This is a genomic window from Streptosporangiales bacterium, from assembly GCA_009379825.1.
Lineage (GTDB): Bacteria > Actinomycetota > Actinomycetes > Streptosporangiales > WHST01 > WHST01.
In genome coordinates this window covers 1-20,928 of record WHTA01000038.1, presented here as the reverse complement: position 1 = coordinate 20,928, position 20,928 = coordinate 1, and the positions used below count along the sequence as shown (strand labels likewise).

The following is a 20,928-nucleotide window of genomic DNA, read 5'->3' as shown; positions in this document are numbered from 1 at the left end:
CCCCATGACGGCCGAAGGACTTTCCGCTGTCGCGTCGGTGTTGGCCAACCGCACGCGCGCCGAGTTCTGCAATGCCCTCATGGACGGCCAGGCGTGGTCCGTCTCCCGGCTGGCGAGGGAAGCCGGCGTCGCCCTGCCGACGGCGAGCGAGCACGTGACCGCGCTCGTCGCCGCCGGCCTGTGCACGGAGCACCGGCGCGGGCGGAGCCGGTACGTCGAGCTGGCCGGGCCGCGCGTGGCCGCCTGCCTGGAGGACCTGGCTGCTCTGACCGAGCCCCGCCCCGCGGTGCTGCGCAGCCTCAAGGCAGTGTCGAGGCGGGACGCGCTCGCCCGCGGCCGCACCTGTTACGACCACCTGGCCGGCCGACTCGGCGTGGCCGTCAGCGAGGCCCTCAGGACCCGCGGCGTGCTCGACGCCAGGCTCGCCGTCACGCCGGACGGGCTGGAGTGGATCGCCGAGCATCTCGGCGGCCCGGTGGTCGCAGGTCGCCGCCCGCTCTCCCGCAGCTGCCTCGACTGGACCGAGCGCCGCCCGCACCTCGCCGGCGCGGCAGGCGCCCACCTCTGCAGCGCGTTCTTCGCCCAGCACTGGATCCGCCGGATCGGCACCAGCCGCGCCGTCCGCCTCACCCCCGACGGCGAGCAAGCCCTACACGCCCTACTCGGCCCAATCGTCACGGCCGCCGTCACGCCCACCTAGGCGGCCAACCGCCGGCTAGGCTCCCGAATGTGCACGAGCTGGGGGCTGCGCGCCGAGCGGAGCGGCCGCCGCTGTGGTGGGCGAGTCTCGCCGTCGCGGGGGCGCTCGGGGGTGTGCTCCTGGCGGTCGAAGGCGTGTTGCTTGCGCTGCTCGTGTCGTCCAGTGCGCCCGACCGCGACCCGCACGGGTACGTGGCCATCTTCTCCGTCATCCCGTTGCTGTGGCTGCTGGTGCCGACGCTCCTCGCCGCGCTGGGCTTCGTCGGCCTGGTGCGGCGGCGTCGGTACGGCTACCGGCTGACCGCGGCCGCGGCGGCCTGGCTGACGATGCCGACGTTGCTGTTCCTCGGCCTGGCCGTCGCCGCGCCTGGGGCCAACGGCCTGACGTTCGTCGAGGTCGGCCTGCCTTCGCTCGTGGTGCTCGTCAGCGCCGGCTGCGCGGTGGTGCCGCTGCTCGGCCTGCGCGCCGACCGCTGACGTACGCCACCGAGAGGTACGAGGCCACCAGGAGCGCCGCGGTGCCGAGCGCGTAACCGGCGAGCACGCCGGCGACCTGGATCGTCCGTCGCGCCGGCGCGGGCAGCCAAGTATCAGGAGGCCCCAGAACGTGACGGCCACGGCGGCGCTGGAGCTGGGGAAGCTCCACTCGGTGTCCCCGGTGGGGAGGCGCAGCAGCGCGGGTTCCGGCCGTGGCCGGGCGACGGCCAGCTTGGTGGCGACGCTGACCACCAACGTGCCGCTGACGGCGCCGACGAGGCAGTACGCCCGGCGCGCCGAGTGCCGCCGCCAGGCGAACAGCGCGAGAACGGGCGTGGCGAGCAGCGGCAGCCTGCCCGGCGACCAGTCGGACACCGTCGGCTGCTGTGATCGGCCAGGGTTGCTGGTGCTGCCCGATCCAGCGGACGACGGCGAGGTCCACACCCCGGCGCGGCCGAGCGACCGCGAGCAGCGTGCAGCCGAGGAAGACTGCGGCCGCCGCGGCTGCTGCAACGGCGAGTGTGGGTGTCGGTCGGTCGTGTCGCAACATGACATCGCCTCCCGCGGGTCCTCGCTACGGTCTTCGGGCGAGGAGCGCCTCGAGTTGGGTGAGCACCGGAGCGGCTGCGTCAGGGTTACGGCTGACGCCCTTCACGGCCGCGATGACGAGCTCGACGGCGGCGTCCGGATCGACACGTGTGCGCCAGGTGCCTGCGCGGAACAGCTGCCCGAGCACCGTGCGCCAGCCGTGTTCGTGCTCCGCCAGCATCGCGCGCACCTGCGGATCGTGGTGCGCACGTTGGTCGAACTCGCTCAGCACGGCGAACAGGGTCGGTTGCTCCTGGATCATCCGGGCGAGTGCCGCCAGGTGTTCGTGCAGCCGTTCGGCTGGCGGGCCGGTCTGCGGCATCGTCGGCCAGAACTGACGCACGACGTGCTCCCCGACCCGGTCGACGAGATCTCGCTTGGTCGCGAAGTGGTGGTGCAGGGTCGAGTGGTCGATGCCCGCGCGGGTGGCGACATCTCGCAGCCGCAACCCCTTGAAGCCCTTCTCGGCCAGGCAGTCGAGGGCAGCGGTGACCAGCGCATCGCGGCGGTAGATGCCGGTTGTCGTCATCGCAGACGACCTCTCAACCAACTACTTGGTTGAGGGCAGCTTACGCCGGTTCTGCCCTGCCGTACTGCCGTTCGGCCCCGGCTGCGGGCGCCAGCGGCTGGGAGTGTTATCGGGGCGAGGCAATGGAGTTTCCCGAGGTCGCGGAGTAGCGTGGTGGAACGATTCGCGGGACTGGCGGCGGGGGTACAGGCGACCCGTGACCGTCGTTCACGGGTCGTTGCCGTCGCGCGTCCGGTTGATGACGGGAGTGATCGGCATGGCGCAGCAGGTGCAGCCGCAACAGTCGCGGACGGTCAGCCAGGTGCTGTTGCTGGTTCTCGGGGCGCTGGTCATCGTAGCCACGTACGTGTACCTCGTGCTCGCGCGGCCGGCCGAGGCCGGTGAGGGCGCAGGTGCAGGTCCAGGCTCGCTGATCGCGCTCGGCGGCTACCTGATCGGTTCGGCGCTCATCATCTCCGGCGCGATGCGCAACCTCACCACCATGACGCTTGCGCTCATTCCCGTCGGGATCGCCATCAACATCGTGGTCGGTCAGGTCAACACCGTGTTGGGCGGCCCGCTGTACCTCGACTCCATCGGGACGGTGGCGGTCGGCGTGCTCGCCGGGCCGGCGGCCGGCGCAGCTACCGGTGCCCTCTCGAACGTGATCTGGGGCCTGACCATCAACCCGCCGCTGATGCCGTTCGCCGTGACGGCGGCGGAGATCGGGTTGCTCGCCGGCCTGTTCGCGCGGCTCGGTGCGTTCCGGCGGCCGTGGTGGCCGCCGCTGGTCGGGTTGCTCGTCGGCGTCGTGTCGGCGATCATCTCCGCGCCGATCTCCGCGTTCGTCTTCGGCGCGGTGGACGTCTCGGCGGGGCGTTCGGCCATCACCGCGGCGTTCCTCGCGTACGGTGCCAGCCTGCTCGGCGCCTCCACGTTGCAGGGGTTCCTGTCCGACCCGGCGGACAAGATGGTGACGTTCTTCGTCGTGTACCTCATCCTCGTCGCCCTGCCGTCCAGGTTCCGCTATCGGTTCCCGTTCGTGCAGCGACACCGGGTGTTCGGCAAGCGGAAGGCGCGCGCGACGCCCACGACGGAAGAGCGCAGCGAGGCACAGTGACGTGACGACCACGTTCTACGTCGACCGGTCCTCGCCGCTGCACGGGCTCAACCCGGTGACCAAGCTGGTGGCCGGGCTCGCGTTGATCGTCATGGCGTTCGCGCTGTCACGCCCGTGGTGGGCGTCCGCGGTGCTCTTCGTCGTGGTGCTCGTGCCCGCCGTGGCGATCGGCGGCGTGCAGCGGCGGTTCTTCGCGATGCTGGCGAAATTCCTGCTGCCGCTGCTGGTGATGCTGTTCATCGTGCAGAGCCTGTTCTACCCGGGTGGCAGGGAGGTCATCTTCGGCCTCGGGCCGATCACCGTGGAACGTGAAGGCGTGCTGTTCGCGGCGCAGACGGCGAGCCGGTTGCTCGTGCTCGTCGGTGTCTTCGCCGCGCTGCTGCTGACCACCCATGCGGGGAGGATGATGGCCGCGCTCGTGCAACGCGGGATGTCGCCGAAGATCAGCTACGTCGTCTCAGCGACGTTGCAGATCATCCCGAACTTCCAGCGCCGCGCGGACGCGATCGTCCAGGCGCAGCGGGCCCGCGGGCTGGACACCGAGGGATCCCGCTGGCGGCGCGCGAAGGCGTTGGTCCCGTTGCTCAGCCCGTTGGTGCTCGGCGCGTTCACCGAGGTCGGTGAGCGTGCGGTCGCGATCGAGGCGCGGGCGTTCACCGTCCGCGGGCCGAAGACCAGCCTGGTGGTGATACCCGACTCACGGACGCAGCAGGTGGCGCGGTGGGGCCTGGTGCTGCTCGCGGTCGGTGCCGTCGTGTCTCGGCTGTGGGTGTGATCGCGTGATCAGGCTGCGGGGCGTCTCGTACACCTATCCGGAAGGCGAGCTGCCGGCGCTGCGCGACGTCGGCCTGGACGTAGCCGAGGGCGAGATCTGTGCCATTGTCGGCGCCAACGGCGCGGGCAAGTCGACGCTCGCGCAGGTGCTCGCCGGTTTCTGCCCGCACTTCGAGGGTGGCGAGCTCGACGGTGAGGTGCACGTCGCGGGTCTGGACATCGCGAGCTCGCGGATGGAGGACATCGTCCCGCGCGTCGGGCTGGTGCTGCAGAACCCGTTCAACCAGATCTCCGGTGCCCGGTTCACCGTCCGCGAGGAGGTGGCGTTCGGGCTGGAGAACCTCGGCGTGCCCGAGCGCGAGATGGGTGCGCGGGTGGACGAGATGCTCGAGACGTTGCGCATCGACCACCTCGCGTCGCGGTCGCCGTACGAGCTGTCCGGCGGGCAGCAACAGCTCGTCGCGCTCGCGGCCATCCTCGTGATGCGGCCGCGGGTCGTGGTGCTTGACGAGCCGACGTCGCAGCTCGACCCGGCCGGCACCGACCTGGTCTTCACCGCGCTGCGGGCGTTGCGCGACACCGACCTCACCACGGTGCTGATCGAGCACAAGCTCGAGCAGCTCGAGCAGTACGCCGACTCGGTCGTCGTGCTCGCCGACGGGGTCGTACGCGCGAAGGGACGGCCGCGGGAGGTGCTCGCGCACGACGAGCTGGAGGCGTGGGGCGTGGGCGGCACCAGGTTCTCCCGTGCCGCCCGCGAGCTGCGCACCCGCGGTTGGTGGCGACCGGACGTGGAGATCCCCGTGTCGCTCGGCGACGCGGTCGACGCGGTCCGCAGGCTCACCGGTGCCGCGGCGGTACGGCCCGCGGCGGTCGAGGTGGGGGAGCCGGCCGCCGGCGAGGTGCGCCTCGACTGGCCGGTCACCGACGACGGCGGCAGCGCCGACCTCGAGGTCACCGGGCTGCGGTTCCGCTACCCCAGCGGTGTGACCGCGCTCGACGGCGTCGACCTCACCGTCGCGCCTGGCGAGCGGGTCGCCGTCATCGGGGAGAACGGCGCCGGCAAGACGACGCTCGTCAAACACCTCAACGGCATCTTCCGGCCGAGCGACGGCCAGGTGCTCGTCGGCGGCTGGGACACCCGCGAGCACTCGGTCGCACAGCTGGCGCAACGGGTGGCGTACCTCTTCCAGAACCCGGCAGAACAGCTGTTCGCGCGCACCGTACGGCGGGAGGTGGAGTTCGGGCCGCGGAACCTCGGCTACGCCCAGGAACGCGTCGCCGAGCTGACCGACGCAGCACTGCGTGCGCTTTCGCTGACCCGGTTCGCGGACGACCACCCGTACCAGCTGACCCAGACCGAGCAGAAGCGGGTCGCGCTGGCCTGCGTGCTGGCGATGAACACGCCGGTCGTCATCCTGGACGAGCCGACGACCGGGCAGGACTACCGCACCATGCAGACGCTGCGTGCGGTGGTGGGCATGCTGGCGAAGGCGGGGCGCACGGTGATCGCCGTGACCCACGACATGGACTTCGCCGCCGAGAACTTCGACCGGATCGTCACCATGGCGCGCGGTCGGGTGCTCGCCGACACCCCGGTGGCGGACGCGTTCCTCGACGACGCCGTGCTGCGCGAGGCGGCCGTGCACCCGCCGCAGCTCACCCGGCTCGGCCGGGAACTCGGTTGGGTGCGCCCGGTGCTCACCGTGTCCGACCTGGTCGAGCGGGTCGGCGCCGTAGCGGATATCTGAAGGAGACGATGGATGCGTTGTGTTCTCGACTGTGACCCCGGCCATGACGACGCGGTGGCCATCCTGCTGGCCGCCAAGCACCTGGAGGTCGTCGGCATCACGACGGTGTCAGGGAACCAGTCGCTGGCCAAGGTCACGCACAACGCGCGCGCCGTGCTCGAGCTCGGTGGGCTGACCGACATACCCGTCGCCGCCGGCATGTCGCGTCCGATGGTGGCCGACCCGGTGCATGCGCCGGAAATCCACGGCGAGTCGGGGCTGGACGGTGCGGAGCTGCCTGAGCCGACCGTGCCCGTAGTGCCGGAGCACGCCGTGCAGTTCATCCTGGACGCCAGCCGCAGGTACGACGACCTGTGGCTGCTTGCGGTCGGACCGCTGACCAACGTGGCCGTGGCGCTCGTCCAGGACCCCGGCCTGGCGCAGCGGATCGCGGGCATCAGCCTGATGGGCGGCTCGCTCACCTTCGGCAACTCGACGCCGGCCGCGGAGTTCAACATCTGGTGCGACCCGGAGGCGGCGGACGTGGTGTTCCGCAGCGGCATCCCGATCCGCATGTTCGGCCTCAACGTCACCCGTCAGGTGGGCGCGGGACACCCGGAGATCGACCGCATCCGTGCCCTCGGGTCGCCGCCGGCACGTACGGTGGCCGACCTGCTGGCCGCGTACCGCGGCAACCTGGAACGCGCGCTCGGCGTTACCACCGCGTCGCTGCACGACCCGCTCGCCGCCGCCTGGCTCGTCGACCCGGCGTTGTGCGAGCTGCAGGCGATGCACGTCGGCGTCGAGCTGACCGGCACCCACACCCGCGGCATGACCGTGTGCGACTACCGGCACACAGCCGACGGCGCACCGCCCGACGCCGCCGTACGTCCCAGGGGCGAGCTGAACGCCGAGGTCGCCGTCACCGTCGACGCACCCGCGTTCTTCGACCTGCTCACCGAGACGCTGGCGGCGTACTGAAGGCGGCTCCTACAGGCGGCATTCGCGGCGCTCATGTGCGATTATACGACGGTCATACAATCCGCGCGTAACTGGAGAAGCGATGTCGCTGACCGCCCGCCAGCAGGAGATCAAGGATGAGTTCACCCGGCTTCGGGGGACGTGGGGGTCGTCGTGGGAGTCGATCCTGCGGCTCGACGCCGAGTTCCTCGCCGCCTACCTGAAGCTCAGCACCGTGCCGGCGAAGAAGGGGCACCTCTCGCCGAAGGTCAGGGAGTTCGTCTTCATCGCGGTGGACGCCGCCGCGACCCACCTGTACGAGCCGGGCATCGGGCAGCACGTGCGCGCCGCGTTCGACCACGGTGCGACCCCGGCGGAGGTGATGGAGGTGCTCGAGCTCACCAGCACGCTCGGCATCCATGCCTGCAACATCGGCGTCCCGCTGCTGGTCGAGGTGCTGGAGGAGGAGGGCGTACGTACCGGGCCGGCGAAGCTGACACCCGAGCAGGAGGCGCTGAAGGCCGAGTTCACCGAGAAGCGCGGCTACTGGCACGAGACGTTCGACGACTTCCTCGAGCTCGACCCGGAGCTGTTCGAGGCGTACCTGGAGTTCTCCGCCGTGCCGTGGGTGAGCGGCACCCTGGAGCCGAAGGTGAAGGAGCTCGTCTACATCGCCTTCGACGCGGCCGCGACGCACCTGTACCAGCCTGGGCTGAAGCTGCACATGCGCAACGCGGTACGGCTGGGCGCGACGGCTGCGGAGATCATGGAGGTGCTGGAGGTCGTCAGCGTCATCGGCATCCACGCCGCCACGGTGGCCGCCCCGATCGTCGAGGAAGAGGCGGCCTCGTAGCGGTCAGGAGCTGGTGGCGGGCTCGGCGACCGGCTCCTCCTCGCGGGCGCGGGTGGCGAGTGTGACGCACAGCAGGCCGATGAGCGCGGCGATGGCGATCAGCATGGGGATCGGCCAGAACGCGCCGCCGGCGGCGCCGACCATGGACGTCGCGATGAGCGGGACGAACCCCGCGATCGCGCCGCCGAGCTGGTAGCTGATGGACGCACCGCTGTAGCGCACCCGGGCCGGGAACAGCTCGGTGTAGAACGCCGCCGTCGGCCCGTACACCGCGGAGTGGCCGATGCCGATGCCGATCATCACCGCGAGCCAGGCGAGCACCGTCACCTGCGAGTTGATCATGAAGTACAGCGGCACGGCGAACACGGTGATGAAGATCGTGCCGAACGTGATCACCGGCCGTCTGCCGAGGTGGTCGGAGAGTCGGCCGAAGAACGGCACGAGGAAGATCTGCAGCGCGGCGGCGGCCGAGACGCCGATCAGGTAGCGGTTCTCCGCGATGCCGAACCGGCTGGTCGTGTACGCGACGGTGTAGACCGTCAGCGCGTAGAAGATGACGCCGTGCGCCAGGTACAGGCCGGCCGCGAGCAGCACGTTCTTCAGGTCGCCGCGGAACAGCTCCACCACGGGGATCTTGACCTCGCTGCGGGTCTCCTTGATCTGGGCGAAGACCGGCGACTCCATGATGCGCAGGCGGATGAACAGGCCGAACGCCACCAGGGCGATGCTGACGAGGAACGGCACCCGCCAGCCCAGGAGAGGAAGTCGTCCTCGGGGAGGCGTTGCAGGGCGACGAACATGCCGGTGGACAGCAGGCCGCCGCTCGCGCTGCCGACCTGGGCGAAGCTGCCGAAGAAGCCGCGCCGCTTCTTACCGGCGTGCTCCGTCGCCATCAGGACGGCACCACCCCACTCGCCGCCGACGGCGAGGCCCTGCGTGAAGCGCAGCACGGCCATCGCGATCGGCGCGGCGATCCCGATCGTCGCGTACGTCGGCATCAGGCCCATCAGGAACGTGGCCGCGCCCATCATGGTGATGGTGACGACCAGCATGGCCTTGCGGCCGATCCGGTCGCCGAAGTGCCCGAACACCAGCCCGCCGAGCGGCCGGGCGACGAAGCCGACGGCGAACGAGGCGAATGCCGCGAGCGTGCCGGCGAGCTCGGAGAACTGGGGGAAGAACAGCTTCCCGAAGACCAGGGCCGATGCCGTGCCGAAGATGAAGAAGTCGTACCACTCGATGGTCGTCCCGATGAGGCTGGCGGTCGCCACCTTCGTGACCGATGACCGCTGCTGAACCGCATCCTTGCCGCTCTGCATGATCGGCTGTCCTCTCGACGCCGTCGTACGATTGTCAGACGGTATGTCGGTCGGTTCAGAGGTGCAAGAGGCGACGGCGAACCAGTGCGGACCGTCGATGTGGCTCACGTTAAAGTTAGGCTTACCTAAATCCCCCTCGGAGGTTCTCGTGTTGCCCTTGTACAGAACGGCCCGCCGAGCAGCGGCGGTGTTGGCGCCCGCGCTCGCTCTGCTCGTGACTCTCACCGCCTGCGGTGGCGGAGCAGACTCCAGCAGCGAGTCGACCGACGACCCGGGCGCCGGTTTCCCCCGTACGGTCAAGCACCACAAGGGGAAGGCCGAGCTTGACCACAAGCCCAAGCGGATCGTCGCCCTGGATCCCAGCCTGGTGGAGACGGTCGTCGCGCTCGACCGGCCGGTCGTCGGCGGCGTCTCCAGCTACGTCGGCCAGCAAGGCTTCCCGAAGTACCTCGGTGACGCGGTGAAGAAGACCGAGGACGTCGGGCCGCTCGAGTCGCCCGACCTGGAGGCGATCACCGCGCTGAAGCCCGACCTGATCGTTTCCGCGAGCATCAGGCACGACGCGATCTACGACGAGCTGAAGGCGATCGCGCCGACCGTGTTCGTGGAGACGACCGGGCCGACGTGGAAGGCGAACGTGCGCAAGACGGCCGACGCGCTCGGCGCGGAGAAGAAGGCCGACCAGGTGATCGGCGACTACGAGAAGCGCGCCGCCGCACTCGGCAAGGCCATCAACAAGAAGGCCGGCGACCCGACCTTCTCCGTCGTCCGCTTCCTCGACGGTCCCACCAGGCTGTACGCGAGGGAGTCCTTCATCGGCATCATCTTGAAGGACATGGAGATCGCACGCCCCAAGCCGCAGGACGTCGACGAGTTCGCCGTGGAGATCGGTGAGGAACAGATCAGGAAGGCCGACGGCGACTACATCTTCGTGACGACCTACGAGGGCGGCGAACCCGCCGAGGAGCGCTTCAAGCGCAACCCGCTGTGGAAGGAGCTCGACGGCGTCAAGGCCGGCAACGTGCACGACGTGCGCGACGACACCTGGATGATGTCGGTGAGCCCGCAGGGCGCGCACCTGGCCATGGACGAGATGGCGAAGATCTTCGACGTGGATCCCGCACGGTCCTGACGCACCGTATGTCGCGGCGGGTCAGGACCGGCCGAGTGGGACGACGAGCGGGCGGCCGGTGACCGGGTCGGGGACGACCCGTGACTCGACGCCGAAGGTCGCCTCGACGAGCTCGTCCGTCACCACCTCGTCCGGCCGGCCCGCCGCGACGACCGCGCCTTCGCGCAGCGCCACCACGTGGTCGGCGAACCGGCAGGCCTGGTTGAGGTCGTGTAGCACCATCAGCACCGTGCGGCCCTCGTCGCGGTTGAGCCTGCGCACCAGCTCGAGCACGTCGAGCTGGTGCGCGAGGTCGAGGAACGTCGTCGGCTCGTCCAGCAGCAACAGCGGAGTGCCCTGCGCGACGACGAGGGCGAGCCACGCGCGCTGGCGCTGGCCGCCGGAGAGCGTGTCGACGGGTTCGTCGGCGAGCTCGGTCAGGTCGGTGGCGGCCAGCGCATCGGCGATTGCGGTCTCGTCCTCGGCGGACAGCTGCCGGAACAGCGACGTGTGCGGCAGCCGCCCCCTGCGGACGAGGTCGCGGACGGTGATGCCCTCCGGGGTCACCGGTGCCTGCGGCAGCAGTCCCAGGCTGCGCGCGACCTCGCGGGTGCGCATCTTATGCAGGTCCCGGCCGTCGAGGAGCACGTGCCCCGCGGTGGGTGCGAGCAGCCGGGCGAGTGCGCGCAGCAGGGTGGACTTCCCCGAGCCGTTCGCGCCGACGATCGCCGTCACGGCGCCACCTGGCAGGGTGAAGTCGAGATCGTCGATGACGATCCGGTCCGGGCGGTACGCCAGCCGTAGCCCTTCCGTGCGTAGCGCCGGTGCAGTGTGCGAGGGGATCATCGGTGACCTTCCGAGCGGACGACGAGCCAGAGCAGGTACGGGGCACCGACGAGCGCGGTGACGGAGCCTGCGGGCAGTTCGTGGCCGGGCACGAGCAGCCGCGCGGCCAGGTCGGCGGCGAGCAGCAGCGCCGCCCCGGTGAGCGCGGACGAGATGAGCGGCGCGGCCGCCCGGCGGGCGATCCGGCGCGCGATCTGCGGCGCGATGAGCGCCACGAAGTTGACCGGTCCTGCGGCGGCGACCGCGGTGCCGGTGAGCGCGAACGCGACGGCGAACACCAGCAGCTGGGTACGCACGACCGGCACGCCGAGCGTCGTCGCGGACGTCTCGCCGAGCTGCAGGCCGAGCAGCCTGCGCCCGAGGAGCACGACCACCGGCGTCAGGACGGCGAGGGCGAGCGTGACACCCGCGACGTGCTCCCAGCCGCGGCCGTGCAGGGTGCCCACCAGCCACACCTGCGCCTTGCTCGCCTCGTCGACGTCGCCACTGGCCAGCCCCCAGTGCACGAGCCCGATGAACGCGGAGTGCAGCACGATGCCGGCCAGCACGACGCGCCGGGTGCTGAACCGCTCACCGCCGTGCTTGCGGTTGGTCGCCAGCCCGAGGACGAGCACTGCGGCGAGGAACGCACCCGCGATCGCCCCCACCGGCAGGCCGACGGCGGACAGCCCGGCGGCCGCGCCGCCGTAGCCGAACGTCGCCCCGCCGAACGCCAGCAAGGTGGCGACCGCGCCGAAGCTCGCGCCCGCCGTGACGCCGATGACGTCCGGGGTGGCGATCGGGTTGCGGGTCACCGTCTGGACGAGGGCGCCGGCGGCGGCGAGTGCCGCGCCGACGAGCACGCCGACGACCGCGCGCGGCATCCGGAACCGCTGCACGATCAGGTTGGTGGCGCTGTCGCCTGCGCCGACGATGCCGCGCACGACGTCGCCGAGCGGGAGCCAGGTGGTGCCGATGGTGACCGCCGCGACGAAGAGCGCGGCCACCACGCCGAGCAGGAGCAGGTTGACCAGCCAGGTCCGCGGCTGGACGAGCACGCTGAACCGGCCGGCGCGCGCGACCAGGTCGGATCCGGAGCGGGCGAGCAGCGGCGTCATGTGGTCAGCTCCGTGACCCGCGCATGCCGCAGGACCACCAGCACCAGCGGGGCGCCGACCAGCGCGGTGATGACCCCGACCTGCACCTCGTTCGGCAGCGCGATCACCCGGCCGACCGAGTCGGCCAGCACCAGCAGCGCGCCGCCGAGCACTGCCGCGTACGGCAGCAGCCAGCCGTGCCGCGGGCCGGTGAGCGCCCGCGCGGCGTGCGGCACGACCAGCCCGACGAACGCGATCGGCCCGGTGGCGGCCACCGCCGTGCCGGTGAGGACGACCACCGCGAGCCCGGCCAGGCTGCGGGTCCACCGCAGCCGCAGGCCGAGTCCGCGTGCCACGTCGTCGCCGAGCGCGAGCGCGTCCAGGCCGCGGACGGTGAGCACGGCGAACACCAGACCGACCGCGACGACCGGCGCGACCACCGTCACCGTGGGGAAGCCCTTGCCGGCGAGCGCGCCGACGAGCCAGTACCGGTACTCGTCGAGCGTCTGCGCGTCGAGCAGCACGAGGGTGGAGATGACCGACACGATCATCGCGGAGAGCGCGAGGCCGACGAGGGCGAGACCGGTGGGGGTCATGGCCGCCCGGCCGTGCGTGCCGAGGCCGAGCACCAGGCACCCGGTGAGCGCGGCGCCGAGGCTGGCCACCGGGATCTGGGCGGTCAGCGTCACGATGCCGAACGCGAACGAGCCGATCACCAGCGCAAGCGCGGCGCCGGCGGAGACCCCGAGCAGTGCGGGGTCGGCGAGCGGGTTGCGCGTGATGCCCTGGGCGACCGCGCCACCGACGCCGAGCGCCGCCCCGACGACGACGCCGAGCACCGTACGCGGCAGCCGTTGGTCGAGGACGATGATCGTCGCGTCGCCGACGTCCTTGCCGAGCAGCGCGGCGAGCACGTCACCGAGGGGGAGTGGTCGCGACCCGAGTACCAGGCCGAGCAGCACGCAGCCGCAGAGAACGATCGCAAGAGCGATCAGCCCACCCAGCCGCCATCGTCCCACCGGCGCTCCTTGCACCCGTCCGATGCCGCCATGAGTTAGGTAAGCCTAACCCATGGCGGTGCGGGTTACCCTCACCGCATGGACGATGACTTCCCGCGCGAGCTCGGCACGGCGATCCGGCGGTGGGCCGGTGGCGGCGTAGGTGTGGTGCGGCTGCTCGACCGGCACGGGTTCGGCACGGTCGCGCCCGGTCAGGTGCTGGCCGGCACGGCGGACGGCGACGTCGCGGGCACCCTGCTCGCCGGCGTGGTCGACGACGTCGCCCGCCCGTTGGCCGCGTCCGCGGTCGACCAGGCACAGGCGGTGGACGCCCAGGTGGCCGAGCGGGCCGCGCTGGACGCGGGCCTGGTGTGCGCGGGGCACGCGCGGCTGCTCGCCCATCCGCTGCCCGCCGGCGAGGCCGCGGCGCTGGGCGACGCCCTGGCCACCGGTCACCCGGTCTCGCTGGTGGCGACCGTCGACGGCGCCAGCCAGCTGGTCGTGACGTGGACGCCTGAGGTGCAGCGCCAGGGCACCCTCGGTGACCAGGCGGCCGACGACGCCGCCGTCGACGCCGCGGGTCGGCTGCTGCGGCGCGGCGCCACGGCTACCGAGCGGCTCCAGGTCGCGGACCTCGAGGTGCTGCTCGACCTCTGGATCCCCGTGCCGACGCTGCTCGTGGTGGGCACCGGCGCCATCGGCGACGCCCTCGCCGCCCAGGCCGAGCTGCTCGGCTGGCGCGCCCGCAGCGTCACGGCACTGGCCGAGGCAGGTGCCGCCGTCGCCGGGTTCACGCACGCTGACGTGCTCGTGCTGCTCGACCACGCGCCCGAGTTCGACGCCCTGCTCGTCGACGGGCTGCGCCACGGCCGCGGCTTCCTCGGTGCGCTCGGCTCCCGCCGTACACAGGCGGCGCGCCGGGAGCGGCTGCTCGCCGCCGGGATGACCGAAGCCGACCTCGCCGCGATGCACGCGCCGGTGGGCCTGGACATCGGCGCACGCTCCCCGGCGGAGACCGCGGTGAGCATCTGCGCCGAGGTCGTCGCCGCGCAGTCCGGGCGAGCGGCCCGGCCACTGGCGGCCACGGACGGCCGCATCGGCAGCGGCTCCTGAGGTCGACGCCGATGCCTCGGCGACGCGTTGTGCTCGCGGCGGCAGCCGCGCTGGTGGTGGCTGCCGCCGCCGGTGTCAGCGCAGTCGTGCTGTGGCCGGACTACGGCGAACGGATCCGCAGCGGGCGCGGGCCGTACCCCGAAGCGGTCGGCGGCGGCTCACCGGTGCACCCGTCACGGGTGGTCGCCCGCGGCGACACCGACGTGGTGGTCGACGGCCTGCGGGTCGTGGTCGGCAACACGGCGCGCACCTCGGACACGGTGACCGCGTACGACCTGCGGTCGGGCGAGCGCTTCTGGAGCTACGCGCGCCCCGACGTACAGGTGCGTGAGGTGCAGGAGACCGGTGGCGCGCTCTACGTGCGGTGGGCCGACGGGCTGCTCGCGGCCTTCGACCCGCGGGCGGCCGAGGTCGTCTGGCACCGGATGCTGGCCGACGGTGCTGGCGAGATGGGGCTGCGGCTCGCCGGCGACGTCGTCCTCGTGGTGCGCAGTGGTGAGGCGCGGGCGTTCGCCGCGGCGACCGGGGAGGAGAAATGGGCAGCCGACCTGCCGCGCGGGTGCCGGTCAGGCGCCGATGCACGCCACGACGCGCGGGCGGGGCACATCCTCGTCCTGCGCATGAGCTGTGGCGCGGTCGCGCTCGACACCCGGCGCGGCGCCGTGCGGTGGGGGCCGTGGGGTGCGGGCCGCACCGCCGTCGTCCCCGTCGACGACGAACGCGTCGCCTTGGCCCGCGGCGACGGCACCGCCGTGTTGCACTCCGCCGCGCGGGGCGAGCGGCTCGGCAGCGTGCGTGCGCCCGCCGGCACGTTCGTCGCCGGCACCCGGGACACGTTGGTCAGCTACGACGGCGGCGTCGGCACGCGCAGCGTCGTGCTCGCCGGCTGGGACCTCGCCGCGGACGAGTTGGCGTGGACCATCAGGCGCGGTCGCGGCGGATCGTGGTCCGGCGCCTACCTCGCCGGCGACCTGCTCTACACGGTCAGGACGACGACGGCGACACAGCGCAGGTTGCTGGTCTACGACGCGGCGACCGGCCAGGAGCGGTCGCGTACGGACATCGACCTCACCGAGTACCTCGACGTCCCGCGCTACGCCTACGACGACACCGAGGTGTCCGTCGCGGACGTCTCGTACGGCACCGTCGACCTGGACGTGGACACCGGTCGTGGCCTGCTGTTCCCCAGCGGCGACGACCTGCTGCTCGCGGCGAGCTGACCCGCGGTCAGGTCAGTTCCAGCCCGCCGTCGACGGTGAGCACCTGGCCGGTGAGCCAGTCGGCCGCCGGGTCGGCGAGATGCAGGATCCACCGGGCGATCTCCGCGGGTTCGCCGCGGCGGCCGAGCGGGATGCGGGCGGTCTCGTCCTGCTCGATGGCCGCGACGGCGTCGGGCGGCAGGCCGGCTGCGGCGAGCGCCTCGCTCGCCGTCGGGCCGGGGGCGACGGCGTTGACCCGGACGTGGTCCGCCGCGAGCTCCAGCGCCCAGCTGCGGGTGAGGTGTTCCAGGGCCGCCTTGGACGCGGCGTAGTGCGCGGCGCCGGGGATCGGCCGGTGCCCGTAGGTGCTCGAGACGTTGACGATCGAGCCCCGGGTGCGGCGGAGGTGCGGCAGCGCCGCCCGGGCGAGCAGGCTCGGGGCGGTGACGTTGAGGGAGAACAGGTCCGCGATGCGTGCCGCCGTCGCCTCGCTCAGCGGCATCAGCGCGGTGGCGCCGGCGTTGTTGACCACGGTGTCGACGCGGCCCCATCGGTCGACGGCCGCGTCGACGACCGCCTGGTGTGCGCCGTCCGCGCGGAGGTCGGCGGGCAGGGTGGCGATGCGTCCGTCGGCCCCCGCGACGGCGGCCAGGGCGTCGCGGCGCCGGCCGACCCCGAGGACGCGTGCACCGGCCGCGGCGAACGCCAACGCCGTCGCACGGCCGATGCCGGAGCCGGCGCCGGTGACAATGGCGACTCGGTCGCTGTGCGGCATCGCGCCTCCCTTGTTCGATGTTCGTGAAACATCAAACAAGGTAGCATTGCCGGCATGCGAGAGGCGTACCACCCGGACGTGGGGGAGATCCGGCTGACCGACGTGCTGGCGGCCCTCAGTGATCCGCTCCGGGTGGGGTTGGTCCGGTTGCTGTCGGACGGCGAGGAACGTGGCTGGGGCGAGCTGCGTACGCCGGTGACGAAGTCGACGCTGAGCCACCACCTGCGGATGCTGCGCGATGCCGGCCTGACCCGGACCCGTCAGGAAGGCACCCGCTGCTACGTCACCCTCCGCCGCGACGACCTGGAGACCCGGTTCCCCGGCTTGCTCGAGTCGGTGCTCGACGCGGCGCACGGCGACGACGTCGGCGGGCACGTCGGACTCCGCACCACGGCCCGCGGTTAACCGACTCGTCGCCGGTTGGTCACCGTCGACGTGGTCGGCTTTCAGGTCGATGGCGCAGGCTCGTCGTCGTACCAGTCCCGTTCCACGCCGAAGGTGAGACACCGTGCGCCCTGTGCTGGCCGCCGTCTGCAGCGCCCTCCTCCTCCTCCTCCTCCTCCTCCTAGTCGCGTCGCCGGCGCACGCGGCACCACCCGACGACGGGCTCGGCCCGGACGACTTCGACCTGCAGGCCCACCGCGGTGGGCTCGGCCTGGTGGTGGAGAGCACGCTGGCGTCGTTCGGCAACGCCCTCGAGGTCGGCGTGAGCACCCTCGAGCTCGACGTGCAGATCACCGAGGACCACCGCGCCGTCGTCACGCACGACCGGCAGGTCTCCGGCGCGAAGTGCACCGACACCGCCCCTGCGTTCCCCGGGGACCCGGAGTATCCGTACGTCGGCAAGTACGTCGTGAACCTGAGCCTGGCGCAGGTGCGCACCCTGGACTGCGGGACGAAGACGCTGCCGCAGCACCCGGGCCAGCGGCCGAGCCCGGGTGCGCGGATGCCGTTGCTCACCGAGGTCTTCGACCTGGTCGAGGAGCGCCACGCCGACAAGGTGTGGCTGAACATCGAGACCAAGGTCGAGGCTGGCGCACCCGAGGAGACCGCTCCGCGCGAGGAGTTCGTGCAGATCGTCTCCCGGCTGGTGGGCGAGTCCGGACTGGCCGACCGGGTGATGATCCAGAGCTTCGACTGGGGCGCGCTGATGCGGATGCGTGCGGTCGCGCCTCAGCTGCCGATCGTCGCGCTGACCAACGGCGACCAGTTCCTGCAGCCCGGCCAACCCGGCGCGTCGCCGTGGCTGGGCGGTATCGACATCGACGACTTCGACGGCGATCTGGTCGCTGCCGTCGACTCCTTCGGCGCGGGCGGGCTCTCGCCGGTGCACGGCAACCCGCAGGACGGCGAGGTAGGTGATCCCGACTACGAGCCGTACACCACCAAGCGGATGGTGCGCGACGCGCACCACGCCGGCATCGAGGTCGTGCCGTGGACCGTCGACGATCCCGCCACCATGCACAAGCTCATCGACGACGGTGTCGACGGCATCATCACCGACTACCCGGACCGGCTGCGCGCCGTGCTGACCGAACGTGGGTTCGAGCTGCCGAAGCGGTACCCGGCCACCGGGTGACCCGAGATTCCGGGGAACACGGTGCCGGACGCGCGGGTTGTCATGAGCATGCTCGACATCGGAGTCATCCTGCCGACCTCCACCCCGGACCCGAGTCGCCATATCCTCGGGGACGTCACGGAAAGCGCACGCTTCGCCGAGGAGCTGGGGCTGAAGTCCGTGTGGTCCACCGACCATCTGGTGGCGAGCGCGCCGATACTCGACAGCACCGTGGTGCTGGCGTCCGCCGCAGCCGCGACCGAACACATCCTCGTCGGGTTCAACGTGCTGATCCTGGCGCTGCGGCCGGTCGCGTGGGCGGCGAAGCAGATCAGTACGTTGCAGTACGTCTCCGGCGACCGGTTGCTGCTCGGCGTCGGCACCGGGAACCCGGCGCACGGGGACGCGGGCTGGCGTGCGGCGGGCGTACCGTTCGAGGGCCGCGGCACGCGTACGGACGAAGCGTTGCACGTGCTGCCCGGCCTCGTGCGTGGCGAGCCGGTCACCTTCCGGACGGCACCGAGACGCGTCTCGGCCCCGGCGCCACCTTGCCGCCGGTGTTCGTGGCGGGCAACGGCGTACGCGCGCGCCGGCGCGCCGCCAGGTACGGAGACGGCTGGATATCGCTCGCACCGTCCCCCGAGGAGCTGTCCGCGGGGCTCGGTGAGCTCGCCGACCTCGCCGGCGAGCACGGGCGGCCGGCTCCGCAGGCCACCGTCGTCGCCGTGCCTGACGGCGACCCGGCGCGCACGGCTGCACAGTTGGCGGCCTACGCGGCGGCCGGGGCGGAACGCGTGATCCTCGCACCGACCGACACCGACACCCGCCGCGACTACGAGTTTGCGGCCACCGTGCGTGCTGCCCTGTAGGTCACCTTGTCGGGGCACTGTCAGGGGCATGTCCCTGGTGGCTGAGGGCGTGCCAAGGAAACGTCGGCGGTGAAGCTCGTGCCGAAGAATGGGGACGCAGATGAGCCGGCCCACGTCGATCTACCGCCACCGGTGGCCGCAGCTCGAGGCCGACATGTTCCTGGCCGACGGCGGGATCGAGACCACGCTCATCTTCGCCGACGGCCTCGACCTGCCCGACTTCGCCGCGTTCACGCTGCTGGCCGACCCGGCCGGCCGCGCGGCGTTGGTGCGTTACTTCGACCGCTACGCCGACATCGCCAACCGCGACGGCGTAGGCATCGTGCTGGAGACGGCGACCTGGCGGGCCAGCCCCGACTGGGGTGCCCGTCGCGGGTACGACGCCGCGCAGCTCGCGCGCGCCAACCGCGACGCAGTGGACCTCCTCCTCGACGTACGGCGCCGGTACGAGACCGCACCAACGCCGGTCGTGATCAGCGGTTGTGTCGGCCCGCGGGGTGACGGCTACGCGCCCGAGACGTTGATGACCCGTGCGGAGGCGCGCGCCTACCACGCGCCGCAGATCGAGTGCTTCGCCGACTCCACCGCCGACCTCGTCACGGCGATCACCATGACGAACGTCGCCGAGGCGACCGGGATCGTCGACGCGGCGGTGGAGCTGGGGGTGCCCGTGGTCATCTCTTTCACGGTGGAGATCGACGGTACGCTCCCGAGCGGCGAGACGCTGGGCGCCGCCATCACTGCCGTGGACCGCGACACCGAGGGCTACCCGGCCTACTACATGGTCAACTGCGCGCACCCGACGCGCCGTGGGCGGAGCGGCTGCACGGTGTCCGGGCCAATGCGTCCAAGCTCAGCCACGTCGAGCTGGACGCGGCCGAGGAGCTCGACGCCGGCGACCCGGACGAGCTTGCGTCCGACTACCAGAAGCTGCGCCACACGCTGCCGCGGTTGACGGTGCTCGGCGGCTGCTGCGGGACCGACCACCCGCACGTCGCCGCGATCAGCGCGGCCAACCTGCGGTAGCGCGTCCTACCCGTCGAGCAGCTCGGCCAGCACGGCGGCGTGGCTGCGCTCTACGTCCTTCGTCGCGGTGAGGAGGGTGACCCGCCGACGCCGGGCGAGCGCGCGCAGCTCGTCGAGGGCGGCAGCGCGCTCCGGGTCGTCGAGCTCCGCGCGGTACCGCCGCGCGAACTCAGCCGTGCGGTCCGGGTCGTGTCCGTACCACTTGCGCAGCTCGGTGGTCGGTGCCACCGCCTTGCACCAACGGTCCAGTGCAGCGCGCTGCTTGCTCAGCCCGCGCGGCCACACCCGGTCGACGAGAACGCGGGCGCCGTCGGTGTCTGCCGGCTCGTCGTAGACGCGCCGGACCTCGACGGCCGGCGTGCGTGGCATCGTCCCCTCCGTTCTACGCATCGGCTGCGACATAGTTTGCCGCTCAGGCGGTAAGTATCCGGGGTTGACTGGTCGAGCGGATCTCGATCATTCTTGCGCTGTCGTGACGGTCGAGGGAAGGGCGGGAGATGCGGATCGCGCTCGGCAACGACCACTGTGGGCTGTCGCTGAAGCCGCACGTGCAGGAGCTGCTCGACAACGTGGGCGCCGAGGTGCTGGACCACGGAACGCATACCGAGCAGCCCGTCGACTACGGACATCGCGGCGGCCGTCTGCGGCACGGTTCGGGCGGGCGACGCAGACCGTGGGCTGATGCTCTGCGGCACGGGGGTCGGTGCCGCCATCGCCGCGAACAAGGTCCCAGGAATTCGTGCGGCCGTATGCCACGACATGTACTCGGCGCGGCAGGCGGTAGAGCACGACGACGTCAACGTACTCTGCCTCGGCGCGTGGATCGTCGGGCCGGTCATCGCCGAGGAAGTCATCCGGGCCTTCCTGAACGCCCGGTTCAGCACCGAGGAGCAGTTCCGTCGTCGGGTCGCCAAGCTCAGCGAGATGGAGCAGCAGGCAGCGGCCGAGGTGCGTGCGACGGGGTAGATGGCATAGAAGGGCCCACTCCATGGGGAACAACGCAGTTTCCGATGTGCCGGACGCGCCCGTCGACTATCCGGAGCCTGATCCCGCCGTCGCCACCCGACGTTTCGGTCTCGTGGGCGCACTGCGCGTCTTCGGCCCCGGGGCCATCGTAGCGTCGATCACGATCGGCTCCGGAGAGATGATCTTCTCCGCCCGTGGAGGAGCAATATTCAGCTACGCGATCATCTAGATGAGTGATTCCTTGAAGGGTGTGGTCGGCGCGGCTGCGGAGACGTGGGGCGGAGGGTGTTCAAGATCGATGTGTGACCAAAGAACTGAACACCCTCCTGACAGCACTGTATGTGGTGGTCGACGATCACGTGG

The 20,928-nt window shown here is 71.6% G+C and carries 21 protein-coding genes and 3 pseudogenes; 16 read left to right on the top strand and 8 right to left on the bottom strand.

Annotation, left to right across the window (positions count from 1 at the left end):
- Positions 1-4: 4 nt before the first annotated feature.
- Positions 5-700 carry a helix-turn-helix domain-containing protein gene (locus GEV07_18165; protein MQA04551.1) on the top strand — a complete coding sequence of 232 codons (696 nt, stop codon included), beginning with the start codon at positions 5-7 and terminating at the stop codon, positions 698-700.
- Positions 701-729: 29 nt separating this feature from the next.
- The gene (locus tag GEV07_18160; GenBank protein MQA04550.1) at positions 730-1,176 is read left to right on the top strand and encodes a hypothetical protein; all 447 of its coding nucleotides are present in this window, start codon (positions 730-732) and stop codon (positions 1,174-1,176) included.
- Positions 1,177-1,750: 574 nt separating this feature from the next.
- Here GEV07_18160 and GEV07_18155 read toward each other — a convergent pair.
- Positions 1,751-2,293, bottom strand: a complete 543-nt coding sequence (locus GEV07_18155; protein MQA04549.1) for a TetR family transcriptional regulator — start codon at positions 2,291-2,293, stop codon at positions 1,751-1,753.
- A 256-nt stretch (positions 2,294-2,549) separates the two neighbouring features.
- On the opposite strand from GEV07_18155, the gene GEV07_18150 reads away from it, so the two are divergent.
- From GEV07_18150 to GEV07_18130, 5 genes are all read left to right on the top strand, one after another.
- Entirely contained in the window at positions 2,550-3,392 is an 843-nt protein-coding gene (locus tag GEV07_18150; GenBank protein MQA04548.1) for a histidine kinase, read from the top strand.
- The gene (locus GEV07_18145; protein ID MQA04547.1) at positions 3,301-4,167 is read left to right on the top strand and encodes an energy-coupling factor transporter transmembrane protein EcfT; all 867 of its coding nucleotides are present in this window, start codon (positions 3,301-3,303) and stop codon (positions 4,165-4,167) included. The genes GEV07_18150 and GEV07_18145 overlap by 92 nt, the downstream gene beginning before the upstream one ends.
- Positions 4,139-5,917, top strand: coding sequence for an ATP-binding cassette domain-containing protein (locus tag GEV07_18140; protein ID MQA04546.1), 1,779 nt, complete (start codon positions 4,139-4,141; stop codon positions 5,915-5,917). Before GEV07_18145 ends, GEV07_18140 begins: the two co-directional genes overlap by 29 nt.
- 12 nt (positions 5,918-5,929) lie before the next feature.
- Positions 5,930-6,877 carry a nucleoside hydrolase gene (locus GEV07_18135; GenBank protein ID MQA04545.1) on the top strand — a complete coding sequence of 316 codons (948 nt, stop codon included), beginning with the start codon at positions 5,930-5,932 and terminating at the stop codon, positions 6,875-6,877.
- Between the two features lie 82 nt (positions 6,878-6,959).
- Entirely contained in the window at positions 6,960-7,709 is a 750-nt protein-coding gene (locus GEV07_18130) for a gamma-carboxymuconolactone decarboxylase (GenBank protein MQA04544.1), read from the top strand.
- A 3-nt stretch (positions 7,710-7,712) separates the two neighbouring features.
- On the opposite strand, the gene GEV07_18125 is transcribed toward GEV07_18130, so the two are convergent.
- Positions 7,713-8,465 (bottom strand): MFS transporter, encoded by a 753-nt coding sequence (locus GEV07_18125; protein MQA04543.1) that lies wholly within the window; start codon positions 8,463-8,465, stop codon positions 7,713-7,715.
- Positions 8,309-9,028 carry an MFS transporter gene (locus GEV07_18120; protein ID MQA04542.1) on the bottom strand — a complete coding sequence of 240 codons (720 nt, stop codon included), beginning with the start codon at positions 9,026-9,028 and terminating at the stop codon, positions 8,309-8,311. Before GEV07_18120 ends, GEV07_18125 begins: the two co-directional genes overlap by 157 nt.
- 97 nt (positions 9,029-9,125) lie before the next feature.
- Between GEV07_18120 and GEV07_18115 the strand changes: the two genes are divergently transcribed.
- A complete protein-coding gene (locus GEV07_18115) occupies positions 9,126-10,160 on the top strand; it encodes an ABC transporter substrate-binding protein (GenBank protein ID MQA04541.1) in 1,035 nt (344 codons plus the stop codon).
- A gap of 21 nt (positions 10,161-10,181) precedes the next feature.
- Here the strand turns inward: GEV07_18115 and GEV07_18110 are convergent, their stop codons facing one another.
- Genes GEV07_18110 through GEV07_18100 form a run of 3 tightly spaced genes read right to left on the bottom strand, consistent with a single transcriptional unit; the run spans position 10,182 to position 13,104 of the window.
- Positions 10,182-10,985: an ATP-binding cassette domain-containing protein gene (locus tag GEV07_18110; GenBank protein MQA04540.1), complete on the bottom strand. Its 804-nt coding sequence runs from the start codon at positions 10,983-10,985 to the stop codon at positions 10,182-10,184.
- Positions 10,982-12,082 carry an iron chelate uptake ABC transporter family permease subunit gene (locus GEV07_18105; GenBank protein MQA04539.1) on the bottom strand — a complete coding sequence of 367 codons (1,101 nt, stop codon included), beginning with the start codon at positions 12,080-12,082 and terminating at the stop codon, positions 10,982-10,984. The genes GEV07_18110 and GEV07_18105 overlap by 4 nt, the downstream gene beginning before the upstream one ends.
- A complete protein-coding gene (locus GEV07_18100; protein ID MQA04538.1) occupies positions 12,079-13,104 on the bottom strand; it encodes an iron chelate uptake ABC transporter family permease subunit in 1,026 nt (341 codons plus the stop codon). The genes GEV07_18105 and GEV07_18100 overlap by 4 nt, the downstream gene beginning before the upstream one ends.
- A gap of 54 nt (positions 13,105-13,158) precedes the next feature.
- On the opposite strand from GEV07_18100, the gene GEV07_18095 reads away from it, so the two are divergent.
- Both GEV07_18095 and GEV07_18090 read left to right on the top strand, forming a co-directional pair.
- A complete protein-coding gene (locus tag GEV07_18095; protein MQA04537.1) occupies positions 13,159-14,172 on the top strand; it encodes a hypothetical protein in 1,014 nt (337 codons plus the stop codon).
- 11 nt (positions 14,173-14,183) lie between these two features.
- Positions 14,184-15,392 carry a PQQ-binding-like beta-propeller repeat protein gene (locus tag GEV07_18090; GenBank protein ID MQA04536.1) on the top strand — a complete coding sequence of 403 codons (1,209 nt, stop codon included), beginning with the start codon at positions 14,184-14,186 and terminating at the stop codon, positions 15,390-15,392.
- A 7-nt stretch (positions 15,393-15,399) separates the two neighbouring features.
- Here GEV07_18090 and GEV07_18085 read toward each other — a convergent pair whose 3' ends face one another.
- Positions 15,400-16,146: an SDR family oxidoreductase gene (locus tag GEV07_18085; protein ID MQA04535.1), complete on the bottom strand. Its 747-nt coding sequence runs from the start codon at positions 16,144-16,146 to the stop codon at positions 15,400-15,402.
- Positions 16,147-16,191: 45 nt separating this feature from the next.
- Between GEV07_18085 and GEV07_18080 the strand changes: the two genes are divergently transcribed.
- The 4 genes and pseudogenes from GEV07_18080 to GEV07_18065 all read left to right on the top strand — a co-directional run bounded on the left by GEV07_18080 (position 16,192) and on the right by GEV07_18065 (position 19,599).
- The gene (locus GEV07_18080) at positions 16,192-16,551 is read left to right on the top strand and encodes a metalloregulator ArsR/SmtB family transcription factor (GenBank protein MQA04534.1); all 360 of its coding nucleotides are present in this window, start codon (positions 16,192-16,194) and stop codon (positions 16,549-16,551) included.
- Positions 16,552-16,666: 115 nt separating this feature from the next.
- Entirely contained in the window at positions 16,667-17,725 is a 1,059-nt protein-coding gene (locus GEV07_18075) for a glycerophosphodiester phosphodiesterase (GenBank protein MQA04533.1), read from the top strand.
- 42 nt (positions 17,726-17,767) lie between these two features.
- Positions 17,768-18,573, top strand: a pseudogene (locus tag GEV07_18070) (LLM class flavin-dependent oxidoreductase).
- Between the two features lie 100 nt (positions 18,574-18,673).
- Positions 18,674-19,599: pseudogene (locus tag GEV07_18065) on the top strand (homocysteine S-methyltransferase).
- A gap of 6 nt (positions 19,600-19,605) precedes the next feature.
- On the opposite strand, the gene GEV07_18060 reads toward GEV07_18065, so the two are convergent.
- Entirely contained in the window at positions 19,606-19,968 is a 363-nt protein-coding gene (locus GEV07_18060) for a DUF488 family protein (GenBank protein MQA04532.1), read from the bottom strand.
- Positions 19,969-20,096: 128 nt separating this feature from the next.
- On the opposite strand from GEV07_18060, the pseudogene rpiB reads away from it, so the two are divergent.
- Positions 20,097-20,565 (top strand): annotated as a pseudogene (gene rpiB / locus GEV07_18055) (ribose 5-phosphate isomerase B).
- Positions 20,566-20,587: 22 nt separating this feature from the next.
- The gene (locus tag GEV07_18050; protein ID MQA04531.1) at positions 20,588-20,794 is read left to right on the top strand and encodes a hypothetical protein; all 207 of its coding nucleotides are present in this window, start codon (positions 20,588-20,590) and stop codon (positions 20,792-20,794) included.
- The last annotated feature ends 134 nt before the right edge of the window (positions 20,795-20,928 follow it).

Bases quoted from the DNA above. Each gene is read 5' to 3' on its own strand.
- GEV07_18165 (MQA04551.1), top strand. From the start codon at position 5: ATGACGGCCGAAGGACTTTCCGCTGTCGCGTCGGTGTTGGCCAACCGC.
- GEV07_18155 (MQA04549.1), bottom strand. From the start codon at position 2,293: ATGACGACAACCGGCATCTACCGCCGCGATGCGCTGGTCACCGCTGCC.
- GEV07_18150 (MQA04548.1), top strand. From the start codon at position 2,550: ATGGCGCAGCAGGTGCAGCCGCAACAGTCGCGGACGGTCAGCCAGGTG.
- GEV07_18135 (MQA04545.1), top strand. From the start codon at position 5,930: ATGCGTTGTGTTCTCGACTGTGACCCCGGCCATGACGACGCGGTGGCC.
- GEV07_18130 (MQA04544.1), top strand. From the start codon at position 6,960: ATGTCGCTGACCGCCCGCCAGCAGGAGATCAAGGATGAGTTCACCCGG.
- GEV07_18120 (MQA04542.1), bottom strand. From the start codon at position 9,028: ATGCAGAGCGGCAAGGATGCGGTTCAGCAGCGGTCATCGGTCACGAAG.
- GEV07_18115 (MQA04541.1), top strand. From the start codon at position 9,126: ATGTGGCTCACGTTAAAGTTAGGCTTACCTAAATCCCCCTCGGAGGTT.
- GEV07_18110 (MQA04540.1), bottom strand. From the start codon at position 10,985: ATGATCCCCTCGCACACTGCACCGGCGCTACGCACGGAAGGGCTACGG.
- GEV07_18105 (MQA04539.1), bottom strand. From the start codon at position 12,082: ATGACGCCGCTGCTCGCCCGCTCCGGATCCGACCTGGTCGCGCGCGCC.
- GEV07_18095 (MQA04537.1), top strand. From the start codon at position 13,159: ATGGACGATGACTTCCCGCGCGAGCTCGGCACGGCGATCCGGCGGTGG.
- GEV07_18090 (MQA04536.1), top strand. From the start codon at position 14,184: ATGCCTCGGCGACGCGTTGTGCTCGCGGCGGCAGCCGCGCTGGTGGTG.
- GEV07_18085 (MQA04535.1), bottom strand. From the start codon at position 16,146: ATGCCGCACAGCGACCGAGTCGCCATTGTCACCGGCGCCGGCTCCGGC.
- GEV07_18060 (MQA04532.1), bottom strand. From the start codon at position 19,968: ATGCCACGCACGCCGGCCGTCGAGGTCCGGCGCGTCTACGACGAGCCG.
- GEV07_18050 (MQA04531.1), top strand. From the start codon at position 20,588: ATGGGGAACAACGCAGTTTCCGATGTGCCGGACGCGCCCGTCGACTAT.